Genomic DNA, 15,002 nt, shown 5'->3' on the forward strand with positions numbered 1-15,002 from the left:
CTCAGGACTCACGGACGAGCACCATGCCCAGGTCCATGTTCACGCGGGAGAGGGCCTCGAGCGCCGCGTGCAGCGCCCAGGCGACCTCGCGCTGGCGGTTGTAGTCGCGCTGCAGCAGGTCCATGCCGAGGTCGGCGAGCCACTCGACCATGATCCGCTCCGTGCGGCGGGAGGCGCGCAGCAGCTGCATCCACGTGGCCTCCAGTGCGTCGAGGTCGCGCATCTCGGCGGCGCCGCGGGCGAGCAGCTCGGCCTGACGACCCACGGTCTCGAGGACGTCGAGGGCGTGCGTCGGCAGCTCCTCGAGGTCGGCCCGCTGGATCAGCACGCCCGCCGACACGACGCGCCGGGTGGTCGCGTGCACGCCGCTGGCCAGCCGGTAGAGGTCCTGACGGGGCAGCGGAGTCACGTAGGCGCTGCGCAGCGCGGTGAGGAAGGCCATGAGGGTGGCGCTCGAGGACGAGTCGAGCTCCTCGAGCTCACGGGCGGCACGGTCCGCCTCGGGTCCGCGGGTCCCCGCGACCTGGGCCACCAGATGCACGGACCGGTGCAGGGCCTCGGCGAGGTCCGCCATGTGGCGCAGCGCCGGGGTGTCGCGCGTGACGAGCCAGGGCATGCGGGGGGACATGGGCAGCGGTCGCTCTCTCGTCGACGGGTGGCGAAGGGGTCGACGACGACGCCGGACCGGGAACGCCTCTCGGCGGAAGGCCGCTCGCAGCGGCTATGTGTTGGAGCCCGGGGTTACCAGCGGCCCGGCGCCGTCCCCTTCAGTCTAGCGATCCGTCCCGAAACGCTCGACCCGCCGCCTCCAGGGCGTCGGCGGTGCTGACCAGGCGCGCGGCCCGGCGGGTGAGGGCGGCGGCGCGGTCCGGGGCGGCGGCCTCGGAGCCCTCGGCGTGCTCGACCTGGCCCAGAGCCACGACGCGGGCGTAGGCCGCGGCGCGCTCGAACGCGACGTCGATCTCGGAGCGGTAGGCGCCCGTGAGGATCGTGTCCGTGAGGCGGCGCAGCTCGGCCGGCCCCGGCGGCTCGACGGCGCCCGCCACGACGCGCGAGGCGTAGGCGGCATGCCCGGCGCGGTACCAGGCGGCCCAGCGCTCGCCGTCGCGGGTCGTCGCCTCCTGGAGCGCGTACAGGCGCCACAGGGCGCCGGCGAGCGAGACGGGCGGGGCGTCCGCCCACAGCTCGGCGAGCGTCTCGACGCCCAGCTCGCGGACCAGCCCGACCAGCCGCTCGACGATGGCCGGGTCCTCCTCCGCGCGGCCGCCGGCCACGAGGGCGTGGGCCAGGCGCGAGGCCGCCGCGGCCACTTCCTGCGGGTCTTCGCCGCCGGCGAAGTGCGTGAGCTCCTGCGGTTCCGAGAGGCGGGGCCGGTGGGGGCGCAGCACGCCCGAGGCGCTCGAGCTGGCGCCGCGGCCGGCGGGCAGGCGGTGACGTGCCATGGGCGGGCTCCCTTCGAGGGCGCATCGGGGTGGGGATGTGGTCGCCGGAGGCGGCGGCCCCGTCCACGGTAGTGCCCCGGACGCCTGGGCTACCATCGGAGGGCACCCGTGAGGGTCGCCGTCGTCGGCCGCGCGCCGTCGTCGTCGGCCGCGGGTGGGGGCCTTTAGCTCAGCTGGCAGAGCATCGGACTTTTAATCCGCCGGTCGCGGGTTCGATCCCCGCAGGGCCCACCGGAGAGCGGCCCCTGACCAGGCATGACGCCCGGTCAGGGGCCTCTCCCTAGGATGGAGCCATGAGCCCCACGCCCGCACCAGTCACCGAGACGATCAGCTCCGGCCACAGCGTGGTGTGGTCGCGCCCGCCGGCGGAGCGCGCGGGCACGGACCTGGTGCTCGTGTTCCACGGCTACGGCTCCAACGAGGTCCGCGCGGCGCGCCGCCACTTCCCGATGCTCCCGGAGCGGTGCACCGGCCTGGCGGTGCGCGGCGGCTTCGAGATCGACGAGACGGCCTCCGAAGGCCCGGGCGACCCCGGCGCGCACGGCTGGTTCCTGCTCGACCTGCTGCTGCAGTCCGACTTCGCCCAGGTGCTCGCCGCCGCCCACCGCGTGTTCGACGTGCTCTCCGCCGAGGAGGTCGTGGCGGCCGGCTTCCGCACGGTCTCGGTGCTCGGCTTCTCCCAGGGCATGGCCATGGCGACGACGGTCCTGCGTCTGCGCCCCGAGGCGTTCACCTGCGGTGTGGGCCTGAGCGGCTTCGCCGTCGACAACGAGCTGCTGGCCATGCTCGACTCCCCGGCCGAGGGACCGGGCCCGCGCCCGTTCTTCTGGGGCCGGGACGCCGAGGATCCCGTGATCCATCCGGACGCCGTCGCCCACACCCGCGCGTGGGCCGAGGAGCACACCCGCCTGACCGTGCGCACCTACCCCGGGATCTTGCACGGGACCGGCCCCGACGAGGTCCGTGACGTGCGCATCTTCCTCGAGCACTCCCTGCGCGCGGCGACGCCCGGGTCCTGACCGCGGGGGTCGCGCGCCGATACTGTGGCGCGCATGGCAAAGAACTCGACGATCGGCCGGTACGCGTCCGGGAAGGTGAAGGACTTCGGGCTGAAGTCGGCACTCGATGAGAACGGCGAGCCCACGGAGGGCTTCGAGAAGGCCCTCTCCACGGTGTTGGCGGTCCAGCGCCCCCTGGTCCTGAAGAACATCCAGCGCATGGCGGCGAAGCACCCGGGGGAGAGCCCGGAGCGTCTCGCCGAGCGGCTCGGGCAGCAGTACCTGACCACCGTCACGGGGGCCGGTGCCGCCGTGGGCGGCACCGCGATCGTCCCGGGCATCGGCACCGTGGCCGCGCTCGGCCTGTCCGGTGTCGCGGTCGCCGGCTTCATGGAGGCCACCGCCCTCTACGCGCAGTCCCTCGCCGAGCTGCACGGCATCACCACGCAGGACCCGCAGCGCGCCCAGGCCCTCGTCATGGGCCTCATGCTCGGCGACGACGCCAAGGAGCTGCTCCGCGAGGCCGCCGCCAAGGCCGGCCGTCCCTACGACCCGCAGTCCAGCCTCAACGCGCTCGCGGGCACCGCATCGGGCACCGGCATCAGCGCGTTCGTGGTGGATCGCCTCAAGAGGACGTTCATGCGCAAGATGCTCCTGCGGCAGGGTGCCGGCTTCGTGGGCCGCGCCGTGCCGTTCGGCGTGGGCGCCGTGATCGGCGGCGTGGGCAACCGCGCCATGGGCAAGGCCGTGATGGAGAACGCCGCGGAGCTCTTCGGCCCCCTGCCGATGGTGATCCCCGGCGAGATCCGCGAGGGCGCCGCACAGGGGCGCGCCGGGGGGGAGTCGGCGGGCGCCAAGGACGACGGCGGCGTCCTCGGCGCGATCCGTCGCGCCCTGCCCGGCGGCAAGGACGAGAAGGACGACAGGCAGAAGAAGGGCAAGCCCGCCGCCTGACGGCCCCGCCCCCGCATCCTTCGGCTCCGCCCCCGCGCTTTCGAACGTGAGAGAGGCCCTATCTCACGTTCGAAAGCGCCCATTCGCCCCATCTCGCGTTCGAAAGTGCGGGGCGGGCGCGGCGGCTCAGAGGAACAGCGTGGCCACCCCGTGGATCGCCAGGCCCGCGAGCGCGCCGACGACCGAGCCGTTGATGCGGATGAACTGCAGGTCCTTGCCCACGAACAGCTCGAGGGTGCGCGCGGTCTGCTCGCCGTCCCAGCGGGCGACCGTCTCCTCGATCACCCCGGTGAGCGCCGGGCCGTAGGAGCTCAGCGCATACGCCGCGGCGCGGCGGGCGTGGCCGTCCACGCGGTCGCGCAGCTCGGGGTCCTCCTGCAGGCGGGCGCCGAGGTCGCGCAGGGCGGCCACGAGCGCGCGATGCAGGTCGGAGGACGGGTCCTCGAGCGCGTCCAGGAGCGAGTCCCGCAGGGAGACCCAGGCCCGCCCGGCCCACGCGCGCAGCCGTTCGTCCGCGAAAAGGTTCCGCTTGAACCGTTCCACCGAGGCGCGGGTGGCGGGCTCGTTCCGCATCTCGTCGGCGAGGCGGTCGAGCCAGTCGTCGACGGCGCGGCGGGCCTCGTGCTCCCGGTCGCGGCGGATGCCGGCGAGATACTTGAGGGTCTCGGCGTGCAGTCTCTCGGCGAGGAGGCGGTCCACGAGGTCCGGGCTCCACTCGGGGGAGCGACGGCGCACCGTCTCGACGAACAGCTCGGGGTGGGCGGCCACCCAGTCCCCGGTGTGGGCGACCACGAGGTCCACCACGCGCTCGTGGTGCCGTCCGGCCACCACGTCCTCCAGCACGCCTGCGAGCGTGGGGGACCAGTCCGGGGCCACCATGTGGCGTTCCATCAGCTGGCGCAGCAGCTCCTGGACGGCGTCGTCGTCGGCCGCGGCCATGGCGCCCCGGGCCGCCGTCGCGATCTCCCGGGCGGTGCGAGCCGCGTTCTCCTCACGGCGCAGCCAGCCGCCGGCGGCCTCGGCCACCTTCAGTCCGTCGACCTTCTCGTGGGCGACCTCCGAGTCCAGGAAGTTCTCCTGCACGAACTCGGTCAGCGCGGCGCCGAGCTGGTCCTTCTTCCGCGGGATCAGGGCGGTGTGCGGCACGGGCACACCCATCGGGTGGCGGAACAGCGCCGTGACCGCGAACCAGTCCGCCAGTGCGCCGACCATGCCGCCCTCCGCGGCGGCGCGCACGTAGCCCCACACCGGGTGGGTGTCCTGCAACGGGAACGCGACCACGAACACCACGGCCAGCAGGATGAGCAGCCCCAGGGCGACGGCCTTCATGCGCCGCAGGCCCGCCGCGCGTTCGAGGGCACCGGCGCTGAGCAGCTGCTGGGCGGGGTCGGGGGAGAAGGACACGGGAGGCTCCTGATCGCGTGCACCGAATGGTCCCCACCAGTTAACCAGCCGGGCACCCTGCGGTGACGTGGTCGGCACACGCGCTCCCTAGCCTGGCGGCGTGCCCGCCCTCGTGATCGCCCACCGCGGTGCCTCCGCCGCCTTCCCCGAGCACACCCGCGCCGCCATGCTCCACGCCCTCGCCGTGGGCGCGGACGGTCTCGAATGCGACGTCCAGCTCACGCGGGACCGTGAGGTCGTCTGCTGGCACGACCCCACCGTGGATCGCACCTCGGACGGGCACGGCGCGGTCGCGGACCACACGCTGGATCGTCTGCGCGGCCTCGACGTCGTCTCGTGGCACGCCCGGCGTCCGGGGGCCGAGCCCGCCACGACGACGGCGCCGCCCGCCGCGTACGGCGACGCGGGGGAGCAGGTGCTCACCCTGGCCGACCTCCTGGCGATCGCGACGGCCGCGGACCGGCCGCTGCGCCTGGCCGTCGAGCTCAAGCACCCCTCCCCGTTCGGGCACGAGCTCGAGGAGCGGGTGCTGCGGGAGCTGCTGCGGGCCGGCTGGGACCCGGAGACCGGCCGGGTGGGTCAGGTGCAGGTGTCCCTCATGAGCTTCCATCCGGACGCGCTGCGCCACGTGGCGCCGCTGGCCGGCACGGACCCCCTCTGCCCCCTGATGGACCTCATGCCGACGGAGCTGCCGACCCGGCTCGCGCGGGGGCCGCTGAGCCGGGCGGCGGTGCGTGCGGCGGCGCGTCAGTCGCTGGCCGGGTCCGAGGCGCTCGTCTGGCGCGGCCGAGCCGGGCTGGCGGGGCCCTCCGTGGCCTACGTGCGGGAGCACCTGGCGGACGTGAAGGCGTGGCTGGCGGCGGGGCGACGCCTGCGGGTGTGGACCGTCGACGAGCGCGAGGACGCCGAGTTCCTCCTCGCCCAGGGGGTGCAGGAGCTCACCACCAACCGTCCGGAGGACGTGCTGCGCTGGGTCCGCGAGCGGGCCGCCGCGCGTCGGGAGCGGGTGCCCACCGGGGCCTGAGGGCGCCGTGCCGCACGCGCAGACGCGGCCTGCGTTGCGTTCCTGCCCGCGCTTGTGGCTATAGTCACGTCCAGGAGCGTGCCCGAGGTCACACCCGACGGCGCGGTCCCCTCGCACCCGCGTCTCGGCTGAGACCTCTCCCGGAGGAGCCCCCATGGCCACCCGTCTGCGTCACCGACTCCTGTCCGCCGCCGCGCTCACCGCGGCCGGCGCCCTGCTCGTCACCGGCTGCGCCCAGAGCCAGCGCGACGGCGGCGGCTCCGGCGGCTCGGGCGGGGGCGACGCCGCCCAAGTGGACGGCTCGTTCATCTTCGCCGCCTCCTCCGACCCGAAGACCCTGGACCCGGCCTTCGCCTCCGACGGCGAGACCTTCCGGGTCTCCCGTCAGATCTTCGAGGGCCTCGTGGGCACGAAGCCGGGCACCGCGGACCCCGCGCCGCTGCTGGCCGAGTCCTGGGAGTCCTCGGAGGACGGCCTGACCCACACGTTCCAGCTGAAGGAGGGCGTGACCTTCCACGACGGCGAGCCGTTCAACGGGGAGGCCGTGTGCGCCAACTTCGACCGCTGGTACAACTTCACGGGCATCCAGCAGTCGGAGACCCTCTCGTACTACTACGGCAAGCTGTTCCGCGGCTTCGCGGACAAGCCCGAGGACGCCGTCTACAAGGAGTGCGAGGCCACCGGCGAGCACGAGGTGAAGATCACGCTGGCGCAGCCGTTCGCGGGCTTCATCTCCTCCCTGTCCCTGCCGGCCTTCGCCATGCAGTCGCCGAAGGCGCTCGAGGAGTACAAGGCGGACGAGGTCGGCGGCACCGCCGAGTCGCCCCAGATGTCCGAGTACGCCCGGGCACACCCCACCGGCACCGGCCCCTACAAGTTCGAGTCCTGGAGCGTGGGCGAGGACGTCAAGCTCACCGCCAACGAGGACTACTGGGGCGAGGGCGGCGAGGTCACGGACATCACCTTCCGCGTGATCGACGACCCGGTGGCCCGCCGTCAGGCGCTCGAGGCCGGGGACATCGACGGCTACGACCTCGTGGCCCCCGCGGACACCGCGGCCCTGTCCGAGGCCGGCTTCAACGTGGTGGCCCGCGACCCGTTCACCATCCTCTACCTGGGCCTGAACCAGGAGAAGGAGGAGCTCCAGGACGTCAGGGTGCGCCAGGCGATCGCCCACGCGATCGACAAGGACGCCCTCATCGCGCAGACCCTCCCCGAGGGCACGGAGCCCGCCACCCAGTTCATCCCGAAGTCCGTGAACGGGTACAGCGAGGACGTCACCACGTACGAGCACGACCCCGCCAAGGCCAAGGCGCTGCTCGCCGAGGCCGGCTACCCGGACGGCTTCACGATCGACTTCAACTACCCCACCGGCGTCTCGCGCCCGTACATGCCGACCCCCGAGCAGGCGTTCTCCAACCTCTCGAGCCAGCTGGCCGAGGTGGGCATCACGGTGAACGCGAAGCCGGCCAAGTGGAGCCCGGACTACCTCGACCAGGTGCAGGGCACCTCGGACCACGGCATCCACCTGCTCGGCTGGACCGGTGACTACAACGACACGGACAACTTCGTGGGCGTGTTCTTCGGCCAGGAGAAGCCCGAGTTCGGCTTCACCGACGAGGAGCTGTTCTCCGCCCTCGAGGAGGCCCGCCAGATCCCGACGCTCGAGGAGCAGACGCCGAAGTACCAGGAGATCAACGAGCAGATCTCCGAGATCGTCCCGGCGGTCCCGCTCGCCCACCCGGCCCCGTCGCTGGCCTTCGACAAGCGCGTGGCCTCCTACCCGGCGAGCCCGGTCAACGACGAGGTCTTCAACGAGATCGACCTGACCGAGTGAGCCCGGCGGGCCGGGGACGACCCGCCCCACCGGCGACGACGGCGCCGCGCCCCGGCGCCGTCGTCGCCGGCCCGCCCGCCACCGCCCGTCCCTCGCACCGACCGGCCCGGCCCCCGCGCCGGCATGGAGGCCCCTCGTGCTCAGACTCATCGGCAAGCGCCTGCTGCTGCTGATCCCCACCCTGTTCGGACTGTCCGTTCTGCTGTTCGTGTGGGTCCGCAGCCTGCCCGGAGGCCCCGCCACCGCCCTGCTCGGCGACCGCGCCACCCCCGAGGCCGTGGCCCGCGTGAACGCGGCGTACGGCTTCGACAAGCCCCTGCTCGAGCAGTACCTCACCTACATGGGGCGGCTGCTGCGCGGCGACTTCGGCACCTCGACCATGACGAACCGGTCCGTGGTCGAGGAGTTCGCGGACCGCTTCCCGGCCACGCTGGAGCTCTCGGTCTTCGCGATCGTGTTCGCGGTGGCCATCGGCATCCCGCTCGGCTACTGGGCGGCCCGCCATGTGGGCCGGTGGCAGGACGACGTCGCCGTCGTGCTGTCCCTGGTCGGCGTGGTGGTGCCCGTGTTCTTCCTGGCGTTCATCCTCAAGTGGGTGTTCGCGGTGAAGCTGGGCTGGCTGCCCACGGACGGCCGGCAGGACCCGCGGATCGACGCCACCCACTACACGAACTTCTACGTGTGGGACGGCATCATCACCGCGGAGTGGGACGCGGCCCTGAACGCGCTGACCCACCTGGTGCTGCCCGGCATCGCGCTGGGCACCATCCCGCTGGCGATCATCGCGCGCATCACCCGTGCCTCCGTGCTGGACGTGCAGGACGCGGACTTCGTGCGCACGGCCCGCGCCAAGGGCCTGGCCCCGCGCCTGATCCGAAACCGGTTCATCATGCGCAACGCCCTGCTGCCGGTGAGCACCACGCTCGGCCTGCAGCTGGGCCTGCTGATCTCCGGGGCGGTGCTCACCGAGACGGTGTTCGCGTTCAACGGGATCGGCCGGTTCCTCGCGCAGGCGATCTTCCAGCTCGACTTCCCGGTGCTGCAGGGCTTCATCATCTTCATCGCCCTGCTCTACTCGCTGATCAACCTGGTCGTGGACGTCTCCTACGGCCTCATCGACCCGAGGGTGCGTGTCTCATGAGCGTGAACCTGCCCCCCAGCCCCGGCGGCGGACCCACCGAGCACGCCGTCGAGCACGCGCTGGCGCCCGTCGAGGCCGGGGCCACCCAGGCGACCACCGAGGCCGCCGCGGACACCCGCGGCACCTCCGTGTGGGGCGCCGCGTTCCAGCGGCTGCGCCGCAACCCGGCGGCGATCGCCGGCGCCGTGATCGTGCTGCTCTTCGTGCTCGTGGCCGTCCTCGCCCCGGTGCTGGCCCCGTACGCGGGCACGGCCACACCCGGCATGCGCGAGATCCGCCCCACCCACGTGCCCGGCCCCGGCGAGGTGGCCGGCTACCCGCTGGGCCTGGACCGCTTCGGCGGGGACGTGCTCTCCAAGCTGATCTGGGGCGCGCAGGCCTCGCTGCTCATCGGCGTCATCTCGACGGCGTTCGGCCTGGCCGGCGGCATGCTGCTCGGCCTGCTGGCCGGCACGTTCGGCGGCTGGGTGGACTCCGTGGTGATGCGCGTCGTGGACATCCTGCTCTCGGTGCCGAACCTGCTGCTGGCGGTGTCCATCGCGGCGATCCTCGGGCAGACCCCGTTCGCGGTGATGATCGCGATCGGGGTGGCGCAGGTGCCCGTGTTCGCGCGACTGCTGCGGTCCTCGATGCTCACGCAGAAGGGGTCGGACTACGTGCTCGCGGCGCAGACCCTCGGCCTCTCGCGCGGACGGATCACGATGTCCCACGTGCTGCCGAACTCGCTGGGCCCCGTGATCGTGCAGGCCACGCTCACCCTGGCCACGGCCGTGATCGACGCGGCCGCCCTGTCCTTCCTCGGCCTCGGCGGCGGCCGCCCCGAGACCGCCGAGTGGGGCCGCATGCTCACCTACGCGCAGGCCGAGCTGGGCATCAACCCGTGGCTCGCGTTCCTGCCCGGCCTGTGCATCGCCATCACCGCGCTCGGCTTCACCCTGCTGGGCGAGTCCCTGCGCGAGGCCCTCGACCCGACCTCCCGGAGGCGCTGACCATGGACCCCAAGCACGACGACGGCGCGCCCGGCCCCGGCACGACACCCGCGGTCCCCGCGGCCGGCGCCCCGCTGCTGGAGATCCGCGACCTGGATGTGGAGTTCACCACCCAGCAGGGCACCGTGCAGGCCGTGGAGGGCGCGTCCCTCACGCTCCCGGCCGGCGGCACGCTGGCGATCGTGGGCGAGTCCGGCTCGGGCAAGTCCACCACCGCGATGGCCGCGATCGGCCTGCTGCCCGGAAACGGCCGGGTCGCGGCAGGCTCCGTCCGCTTCGCGGGCGAGGAGCTCGTGGGCCTGCCCGAGTCGCGGATGCGCGGCATCCGCGGCCGCCGGATCGGGCTGGTGCCACAGGACCCGATGTCCAACCTCAACCCCGTGACCCGGGTGGGTCAGCAGATCGGGGAGACCCTGCTGACCCACGGCATGGCGACGAAGAAGGACGTGGGGGCCGCCGTCGTCGAGGTGATGGAGCGCGCCGGCATCCCCGAGCCCGCGCGACGGGCCAAGCAGTACCCGCACGAGCTCTCGGGCGGCCTGCGCCAGCGCGTGCTGATCGCCATCGGCCTGGCGTGCCGGCCGCAGCTGCTGATCGCGGACGAGCCGACCTCCGCCCTGGACGTGACGGTGCAGCAGGTGATCCTGGACCAGATCGACGAGATGACCCGCGAGCTCGGCAGCTCCGTGCTGCTGATCACCCATGACCTCGGCCTCGCCGCCGAGCGGGCGCAGCAGCTCGTGGTGATGCACCGCGGACGCGTGGTGGAGTCCGGCGACGCGCGGGCCATCCTCGAGGACCCGCAGCACGCCTACACCCGCTCGCTCGTGGCGGCCGCGCCGTCGGTGGCGGCGGCCCGCCTGCTGCCCCAGGCCTTCGATCCCGCGCCCGCCGCACTGGCCGAGGACGACACCGCGGCCCTGACCACGGTGGCCCTGGCGAAGCAGGACCTCACCCCGCTGGTGGAGATCCGCGACCTCACCAAGGTCTACCCCGTGCGCGGGCACGAGGACTTCACCGCCGTGAAGGATGTCTCCCTGAAGATCCCGCGCGGCAAGACCGTCTCGATCGTCGGCGAGTCCGGCTCCGGCAAGACGACGACGGCGCGCATGCTGCTCAAGCTGATCGAGCCGACCTCGGGCGAGATCACCTTCGAGGGCAGGGATGTGCTGGCGCTGAAGGGGGAGGGGCTCAAGGACTTCCGGCAGCGCGTGCAGGCCGTGTTCCAGGACCCCTTCTCCTCGCTCAACCCCTCGTTCACGGTGGGCCGGATCATCGAGGAGCCGCTGCAGACGTACCGGCGGGGCAACGCCACGCAGCGGCGGGCGCGCGTGCTCGAGCTCATGGACCAGGTGGCCCTGCCCTCCCACTTCCACCGCCGGTACCCCGCCGAGCTCTCGGGCGGACAGCGCCAGCGCGTGGCGATCGCCCGGGCGCTCGCGCTGAACCCCGAGCTGATCGTGTGCGACGAGCCGGTCTCCGCGCTGGACGTGCTCGTGCAGGACCAGATCCTCACGCTGCTGCGCCGCCTGCAGGACGAGCTGGGGCTGAGCTACCTGTTCATCTCGCACGACCTGGCGGTGGTGCGGCTCATCTCCGACTACGTGTGCGTCATGAAGGACGGCGAGGTGGTGGAGGCGGCCAGCTCGGAGGAGGTCTTCACCAACCCCCGGCACCCGTACACCCGCCGCCTGCTCGCCTCGATCCCGGGCAACGAGCTGGGCATCGCGGTGGAGGCGGACGGGACGCACGTGTGAGCGCTGACCGGGCCGGACGGTCGGGTGCAGAAGCGCCCCGTTCGTGTCGACCGAGCCGCAGCGACATCACTGCCGGGAGGACCGGCGGCGATGTCGCTGGGCGTCGGTCGGACGGTCGGGCGCGGTGCTCAGCGGGCGAGCTCCCACGTCAAGCGGGCGATCGCCTGCTCCTCGTCCGTGGGGACCACGAGGACCGGGATCGCCGACTCCGGCGCGGAGATCGTGTGGGGCCCGGCCACGCGGGCGCGGTTGGCCTCGGCGTCGTAGGCCACCCCGAGCGCCTCGAGCCGGTCGAGCACGCGCGCCCGGAACGGAGCCGAGTTCTCGCCGATCCCGGCGGTGAACACGATCGCCTGCGCCCCGCCCACGGCCACGTGGTAGCCGCCCACGTACTTGGCCAGCCGGTAGGAGGCCACGTCCAGGGCGTTGCGGGCGCGGCCGTCCCCGGAGGCGGCGTTCTCCAGCACCTGGCGCATGTCCGCCTCCCCGGCCAGGCCCAGCAAGCCCGAGCGCCTGTTCATGAGGGTGTCCAGCTCCTCGGCGTCGTAGCCGTGGTTCCGCATGAGGTGGGTGACCACGGAGGGGTCCAGGTCGCCGGAGCGGGTGCCCATCACCAGGCCGGCCAGCGGGGTGTAGCCCATGGAGGTGTCCACGGAGACGCCGTCGCGGATGGCGGTGGCGGAGGCGCCGTTGCCCAGGTGCAGCACCACGGCCCGGAACTCCCCCCGCGGGATGCCCAGATGCTCCGCGGCGAGGCCGGTGACGAGGTCGTGGCTCGTGCCGTGGAAGCCGTAGCGGCGGATGCCGTGCTCCGTGTAGACCTCGTCCGGCAGGGCGTACTGCCAGGCCTCGCGGGGCATGGTCTGGTGGAACGAGGTGTCGAACACGACCACCTGGGGCATGTCCGGCCAGCGTTCGGCCATGGCGCGCAGCCCCTGGGCGGCGGCGGGGTTGTGCAGCGGGGCCAGCGGGGCGAGGCGCTCGATCGCGCGGATCACCTCGTTGGTCACCCGGGCCGGGGCGGTGAACCGCTCGCCGCCGTGGACCACGCGGTGGCCGGCGGCGTCGATGGTGCGCCCGCCGGTCGCCTCGGCCAGCTCGGCCTCCACCTGCTCGAGGGCGGCGGCGTGGTCCGGCACGCCGGAGCCGGGGACGCCGATGCGCTCCACCAGGCCCTGGGCGAGGACGGGCACCGGGGCGTCCGTGCCGTCGTCGGCCAGCTCACGGAGCTGGTACTTCAGGGACGACGAGCCGGAGTTGATGACAAGGACGAGCACGGGGGACTCCTTCCGGGGCGTCAGCCCTGGGCCTGGGCCTGGATGGCGGTGATGGCGACGGTGTTGACGATGTCCTCCACGGTGGTGCCGCGGGAGAGGTCGTTGACGGGCTTGTTCAGGCCTTGCAGCACGGGCCCGACGGCGACCGCCCCGGAGGACTGCTGGACGGCCTTGTAGGTGTTGTTGCCGGTGTTCAGGTCCGGGAACACGAACACGGTGGCCTGGCCGGCCACCTCGGAGCCGGGCATCTTCGAGGCCGCGACGGAGGCGTTGACGGCGGCGTCGTACTGCAGCGGGCCCTCCACCTTCAGCTCGGGGGCACGCTCCCTCACGAGCTCCGTGGCGGCGCGGACCTTGTCCACGGACTGCCCGGAGCCGGAGGCGCCCGTGGAGTAGGAGAGCATGGCGACGCGCGGGTCCACCCCGAACTGGGCGGCGGTGGCCGCGGACGCCACGGCGATGTCCGCGAGCTGCTGCGCGTCCGGGTCCGGGTTCACGGCGCAGTCGCCGTACACGAGGGCGCGGTCCGGCAGCAGCATGAAGAACACCGATGAGACGATCGAGACGCCCGGCTTCGTCTTCACGAACTCCAGCGCGGGGCGGATGGTGTTGGCGGTGGTGTGGGCGGCGCCGGAGACCATGCCGTCCACGTCGCCCAGGTGGACCATCATCGTGCCGAAGTAGGCGCCCTCCTGCATGACCTCGCGGGCGCGCTCGGCGTCCACGCCCTTGTGGGCGCGCAGCCGGGCGTACTCCTGCGCGTAGCGCTCCAGGTCCGGGGAGTCGGCGGGGTCCACGAGCTCGATCCCGCTCAGGTCCACGCCCTCGCGGGAGGCCAGCTCCCGCACGGCGGCGGCCGGGCCGAGCACCACGAGGTCGCAGACGTCGCGGCGCTGGAGGATCTCGGCGGCGCGCAGCACGCGGGCATCCTCGCCCTCGGGCAGCACGATCCGGCGGCGGTCCGCGCGGGCGCGGGAGATCAGCTCGTGCAGGAAGCGCAGAGGGGTGACGACGTCGGTGCGTGGCAGGTCGAAGCGGGCCAGCAGCTCGTCCCCGTCCACGCGCTGGTGCCAGGTGCCCAGGGCGGCGGCGGTCTTGCGGGGCTGGGCGCTGGAGAGCTCGGAGCGCACCCGGGAGACCTTCGCGGCGGTGGTGAACGTGTCGTCGTGGGTGACGAACACGGGGAAGGCCGCGCCCAGGTAGAGCCGCTGGAGCTGGCGGTTCGGGAGGATGCCGTTGGTGAGGATCATGCCGGAGGGGGTGGGGAAGTCCGGGGTCAGCGAGGAGGCCACGGTGGCCAGGATCGCGTCGGAGCGGTCGCCGGAGACGATCACGAGCGCGCCCTCGCGCAGGACCTCGAGGAAGTTGCCGCCCTCCATGGAGACGGCCTTGACCTCGGCGACGTCGCGGTCCAGCGTCTCCTGCCCGGCCATCTGCTCGAGCCCGAGCGCGTCCGCCACCTCGGCCACCGAGGGGTGCGCGAGCTCGGTCAGCTCGGGCAGCACGTACACGGGCCAGGCGTGGCGGCCGGGGCGCACGGCCGCGCCGACGGCGTCGAGGTCACGGGGGTCCGCGCGGTTGACCATGACGGCCAGCAGCTCGACGCCGGCGTCGTCGAGGGTGCGCCGGGCCAGGTCCACGACGTCGGCCGCCTGCTCGGGTGTCAGGTCCGCGCCGGAGACCACGGCGACCACGGGGGTGCCGAGGTTGCGGGCGAGCTGGGCGTTGAGGTCGAGGTCGGCGGCCGGGTCCGGGCTGATCAGGTCGGTGCCCTCCACCACCACGACGCCGCCCGCCGCCCGCATGGCGTCGTACTGCTCCACGCAGCGCTGCTGGACCTCGTCGCCGCGGCCCTCGGCCATGAGGGTGCGGGCCTCGGCCGCGGTGAGGCCGCCGCGGGCCTGCTCCGGGGAGAGGCCGTACTGCTCGCGCATCAGCAGCACCATGGGGTCGGTCTCCACGTCGTCGCCGGGCACCACGGGGCGGAAGTAGCCCACCGTGCCGGAGCGCCGGTACAGCGAGTCGGCCAGGCCCAGGCTGACGAGGGACTTGCCGGCGCCGGTGGACGTGGTGGAGACGAAGATTCCCTGGGGCATGGCGGACCTTCCGGTGGAGGACGGGGCTCGTCGTTCACGGTACCGAGGCCGCGGCGTCGGGGCCCGTCCCGGCCGACGCGGAT

The 15,002-nt window shown here is 73.3% G+C and carries 12 protein-coding genes and 1 tRNA gene; 8 read left to right on the forward strand and 5 right to left on the reverse strand.

Annotated elements, in window-relative coordinates:
* Nucleotide 1: 1 nt before the first annotated feature.
* Nucleotides 2-628 (reverse strand): hypothetical protein, encoded by a 627-nt coding sequence (locus AC0VX2_RS00585; RefSeq protein WP_036314859.1) that lies wholly within the window; start codon nucleotides 626-628, stop codon nucleotides 2-4.
* A gap of 139 nt (nucleotides 629-767) precedes the next feature.
* On the reverse strand, nucleotides 768-1,442 hold the full coding sequence (locus AC0VX2_RS00590; protein WP_041103592.1) for a hypothetical protein: 675 nt from the start codon (nucleotides 1,440-1,442) through the stop codon (nucleotides 768-770).
* Nucleotides 1,443-1,600: 158 nt separating this feature from the next.
* Between AC0VX2_RS00590 and AC0VX2_RS00595 the strand changes: the two genes are divergently transcribed.
* The 3 genes from AC0VX2_RS00595 to AC0VX2_RS00605 all read left to right on the forward strand — a co-directional run bounded on the left by AC0VX2_RS00595 (nucleotide 1,601) and on the right by AC0VX2_RS00605 (nucleotide 3,394).
* A tRNA-Lys gene (locus AC0VX2_RS00595) sits at nucleotides 1,601-1,673 on the forward strand.
* Between the two features lie 62 nt (nucleotides 1,674-1,735).
* Nucleotides 1,736-2,461 (forward strand): alpha/beta hydrolase, encoded by a 726-nt coding sequence (locus AC0VX2_RS00600; RefSeq protein ID WP_036383543.1) that lies wholly within the window; start codon nucleotides 1,736-1,738, stop codon nucleotides 2,459-2,461.
* A gap of 33 nt (nucleotides 2,462-2,494) precedes the next feature.
* Nucleotides 2,495-3,394 (forward strand): hypothetical protein, encoded by a 900-nt coding sequence (locus tag AC0VX2_RS00605; protein ID WP_101965646.1) that lies wholly within the window; start codon nucleotides 2,495-2,497, stop codon nucleotides 3,392-3,394.
* A 126-nt stretch (nucleotides 3,395-3,520) separates the two neighbouring features.
* Here the strand turns inward: AC0VX2_RS00605 and AC0VX2_RS00610 are convergent, their stop codons facing one another.
* The gene (locus tag AC0VX2_RS00610) at nucleotides 3,521-4,798 is read right to left on the reverse strand and encodes a DUF445 domain-containing protein (protein WP_061867608.1); all 1,278 of its coding nucleotides are present in this window, start codon (nucleotides 4,796-4,798) and stop codon (nucleotides 3,521-3,523) included.
* Between the two features lie 100 nt (nucleotides 4,799-4,898).
* On the opposite strand from AC0VX2_RS00610, the gene AC0VX2_RS00615 reads away from it, so the two are divergent.
* The 5 genes from AC0VX2_RS00615 (at nucleotide 4,899) to AC0VX2_RS00635 (ending at nucleotide 11,546) form a co-directional block, all read left to right on the forward strand.
* Nucleotides 4,899-5,822, forward strand: coding sequence for a glycerophosphodiester phosphodiesterase (locus AC0VX2_RS00615; protein ID WP_101965645.1), 924 nt, complete (start codon nucleotides 4,899-4,901; stop codon nucleotides 5,820-5,822).
* 154 nt (nucleotides 5,823-5,976) lie between these two features.
* Complete coding sequence (locus tag AC0VX2_RS00620; RefSeq protein WP_041103597.1) at nucleotides 5,977-7,659, forward strand: ABC transporter substrate-binding protein; 1,683 nt, start codon at nucleotides 5,977-5,979, stop codon at nucleotides 7,657-7,659.
* A gap of 136 nt (nucleotides 7,660-7,795) precedes the next feature.
* A complete protein-coding gene (locus AC0VX2_RS00625) occupies nucleotides 7,796-8,800 on the forward strand; it encodes an ABC transporter permease (RefSeq protein WP_069941074.1) in 1,005 nt (334 codons plus the stop codon).
* Complete coding sequence (locus AC0VX2_RS00630; protein WP_069941073.1) at nucleotides 8,797-9,789, forward strand: ABC transporter permease; 993 nt, start codon at nucleotides 8,797-8,799, stop codon at nucleotides 9,787-9,789. Before AC0VX2_RS00625 ends, AC0VX2_RS00630 begins: the two co-directional genes overlap by 4 nt.
* A 2-nt stretch (nucleotides 9,790-9,791) precedes the next feature.
* Nucleotides 9,792-11,546: a dipeptide ABC transporter ATP-binding protein gene (locus tag AC0VX2_RS00635; RefSeq protein ID WP_144868685.1), complete on the forward strand. Its 1,755-nt coding sequence runs from the start codon at nucleotides 9,792-9,794 to the stop codon at nucleotides 11,544-11,546.
* A 128-nt stretch (nucleotides 11,547-11,674) separates the two neighbouring features.
* Here the strand turns inward: AC0VX2_RS00635 and AC0VX2_RS00640 are convergent, their stop codons facing one another.
* Together AC0VX2_RS00640 and pta are read right to left on the reverse strand one after the other, a co-directional pair.
* Complete coding sequence (locus AC0VX2_RS00640; protein WP_020625362.1) at nucleotides 11,675-12,823, reverse strand: acetate/propionate family kinase; 1,149 nt, start codon at nucleotides 12,821-12,823, stop codon at nucleotides 11,675-11,677.
* Between the two features lie 20 nt (nucleotides 12,824-12,843).
* Nucleotides 12,844-14,919, reverse strand: coding sequence for a phosphate acetyltransferase (pta, locus tag AC0VX2_RS00645; RefSeq protein ID WP_020625363.1), 2,076 nt, complete (start codon nucleotides 14,917-14,919; stop codon nucleotides 12,844-12,846).
* Between the last annotated feature and the right edge of the window lie 83 nt (nucleotides 14,920-15,002).

This window comes from Micrococcus sp. iso_239, from assembly GCF_056173395.1.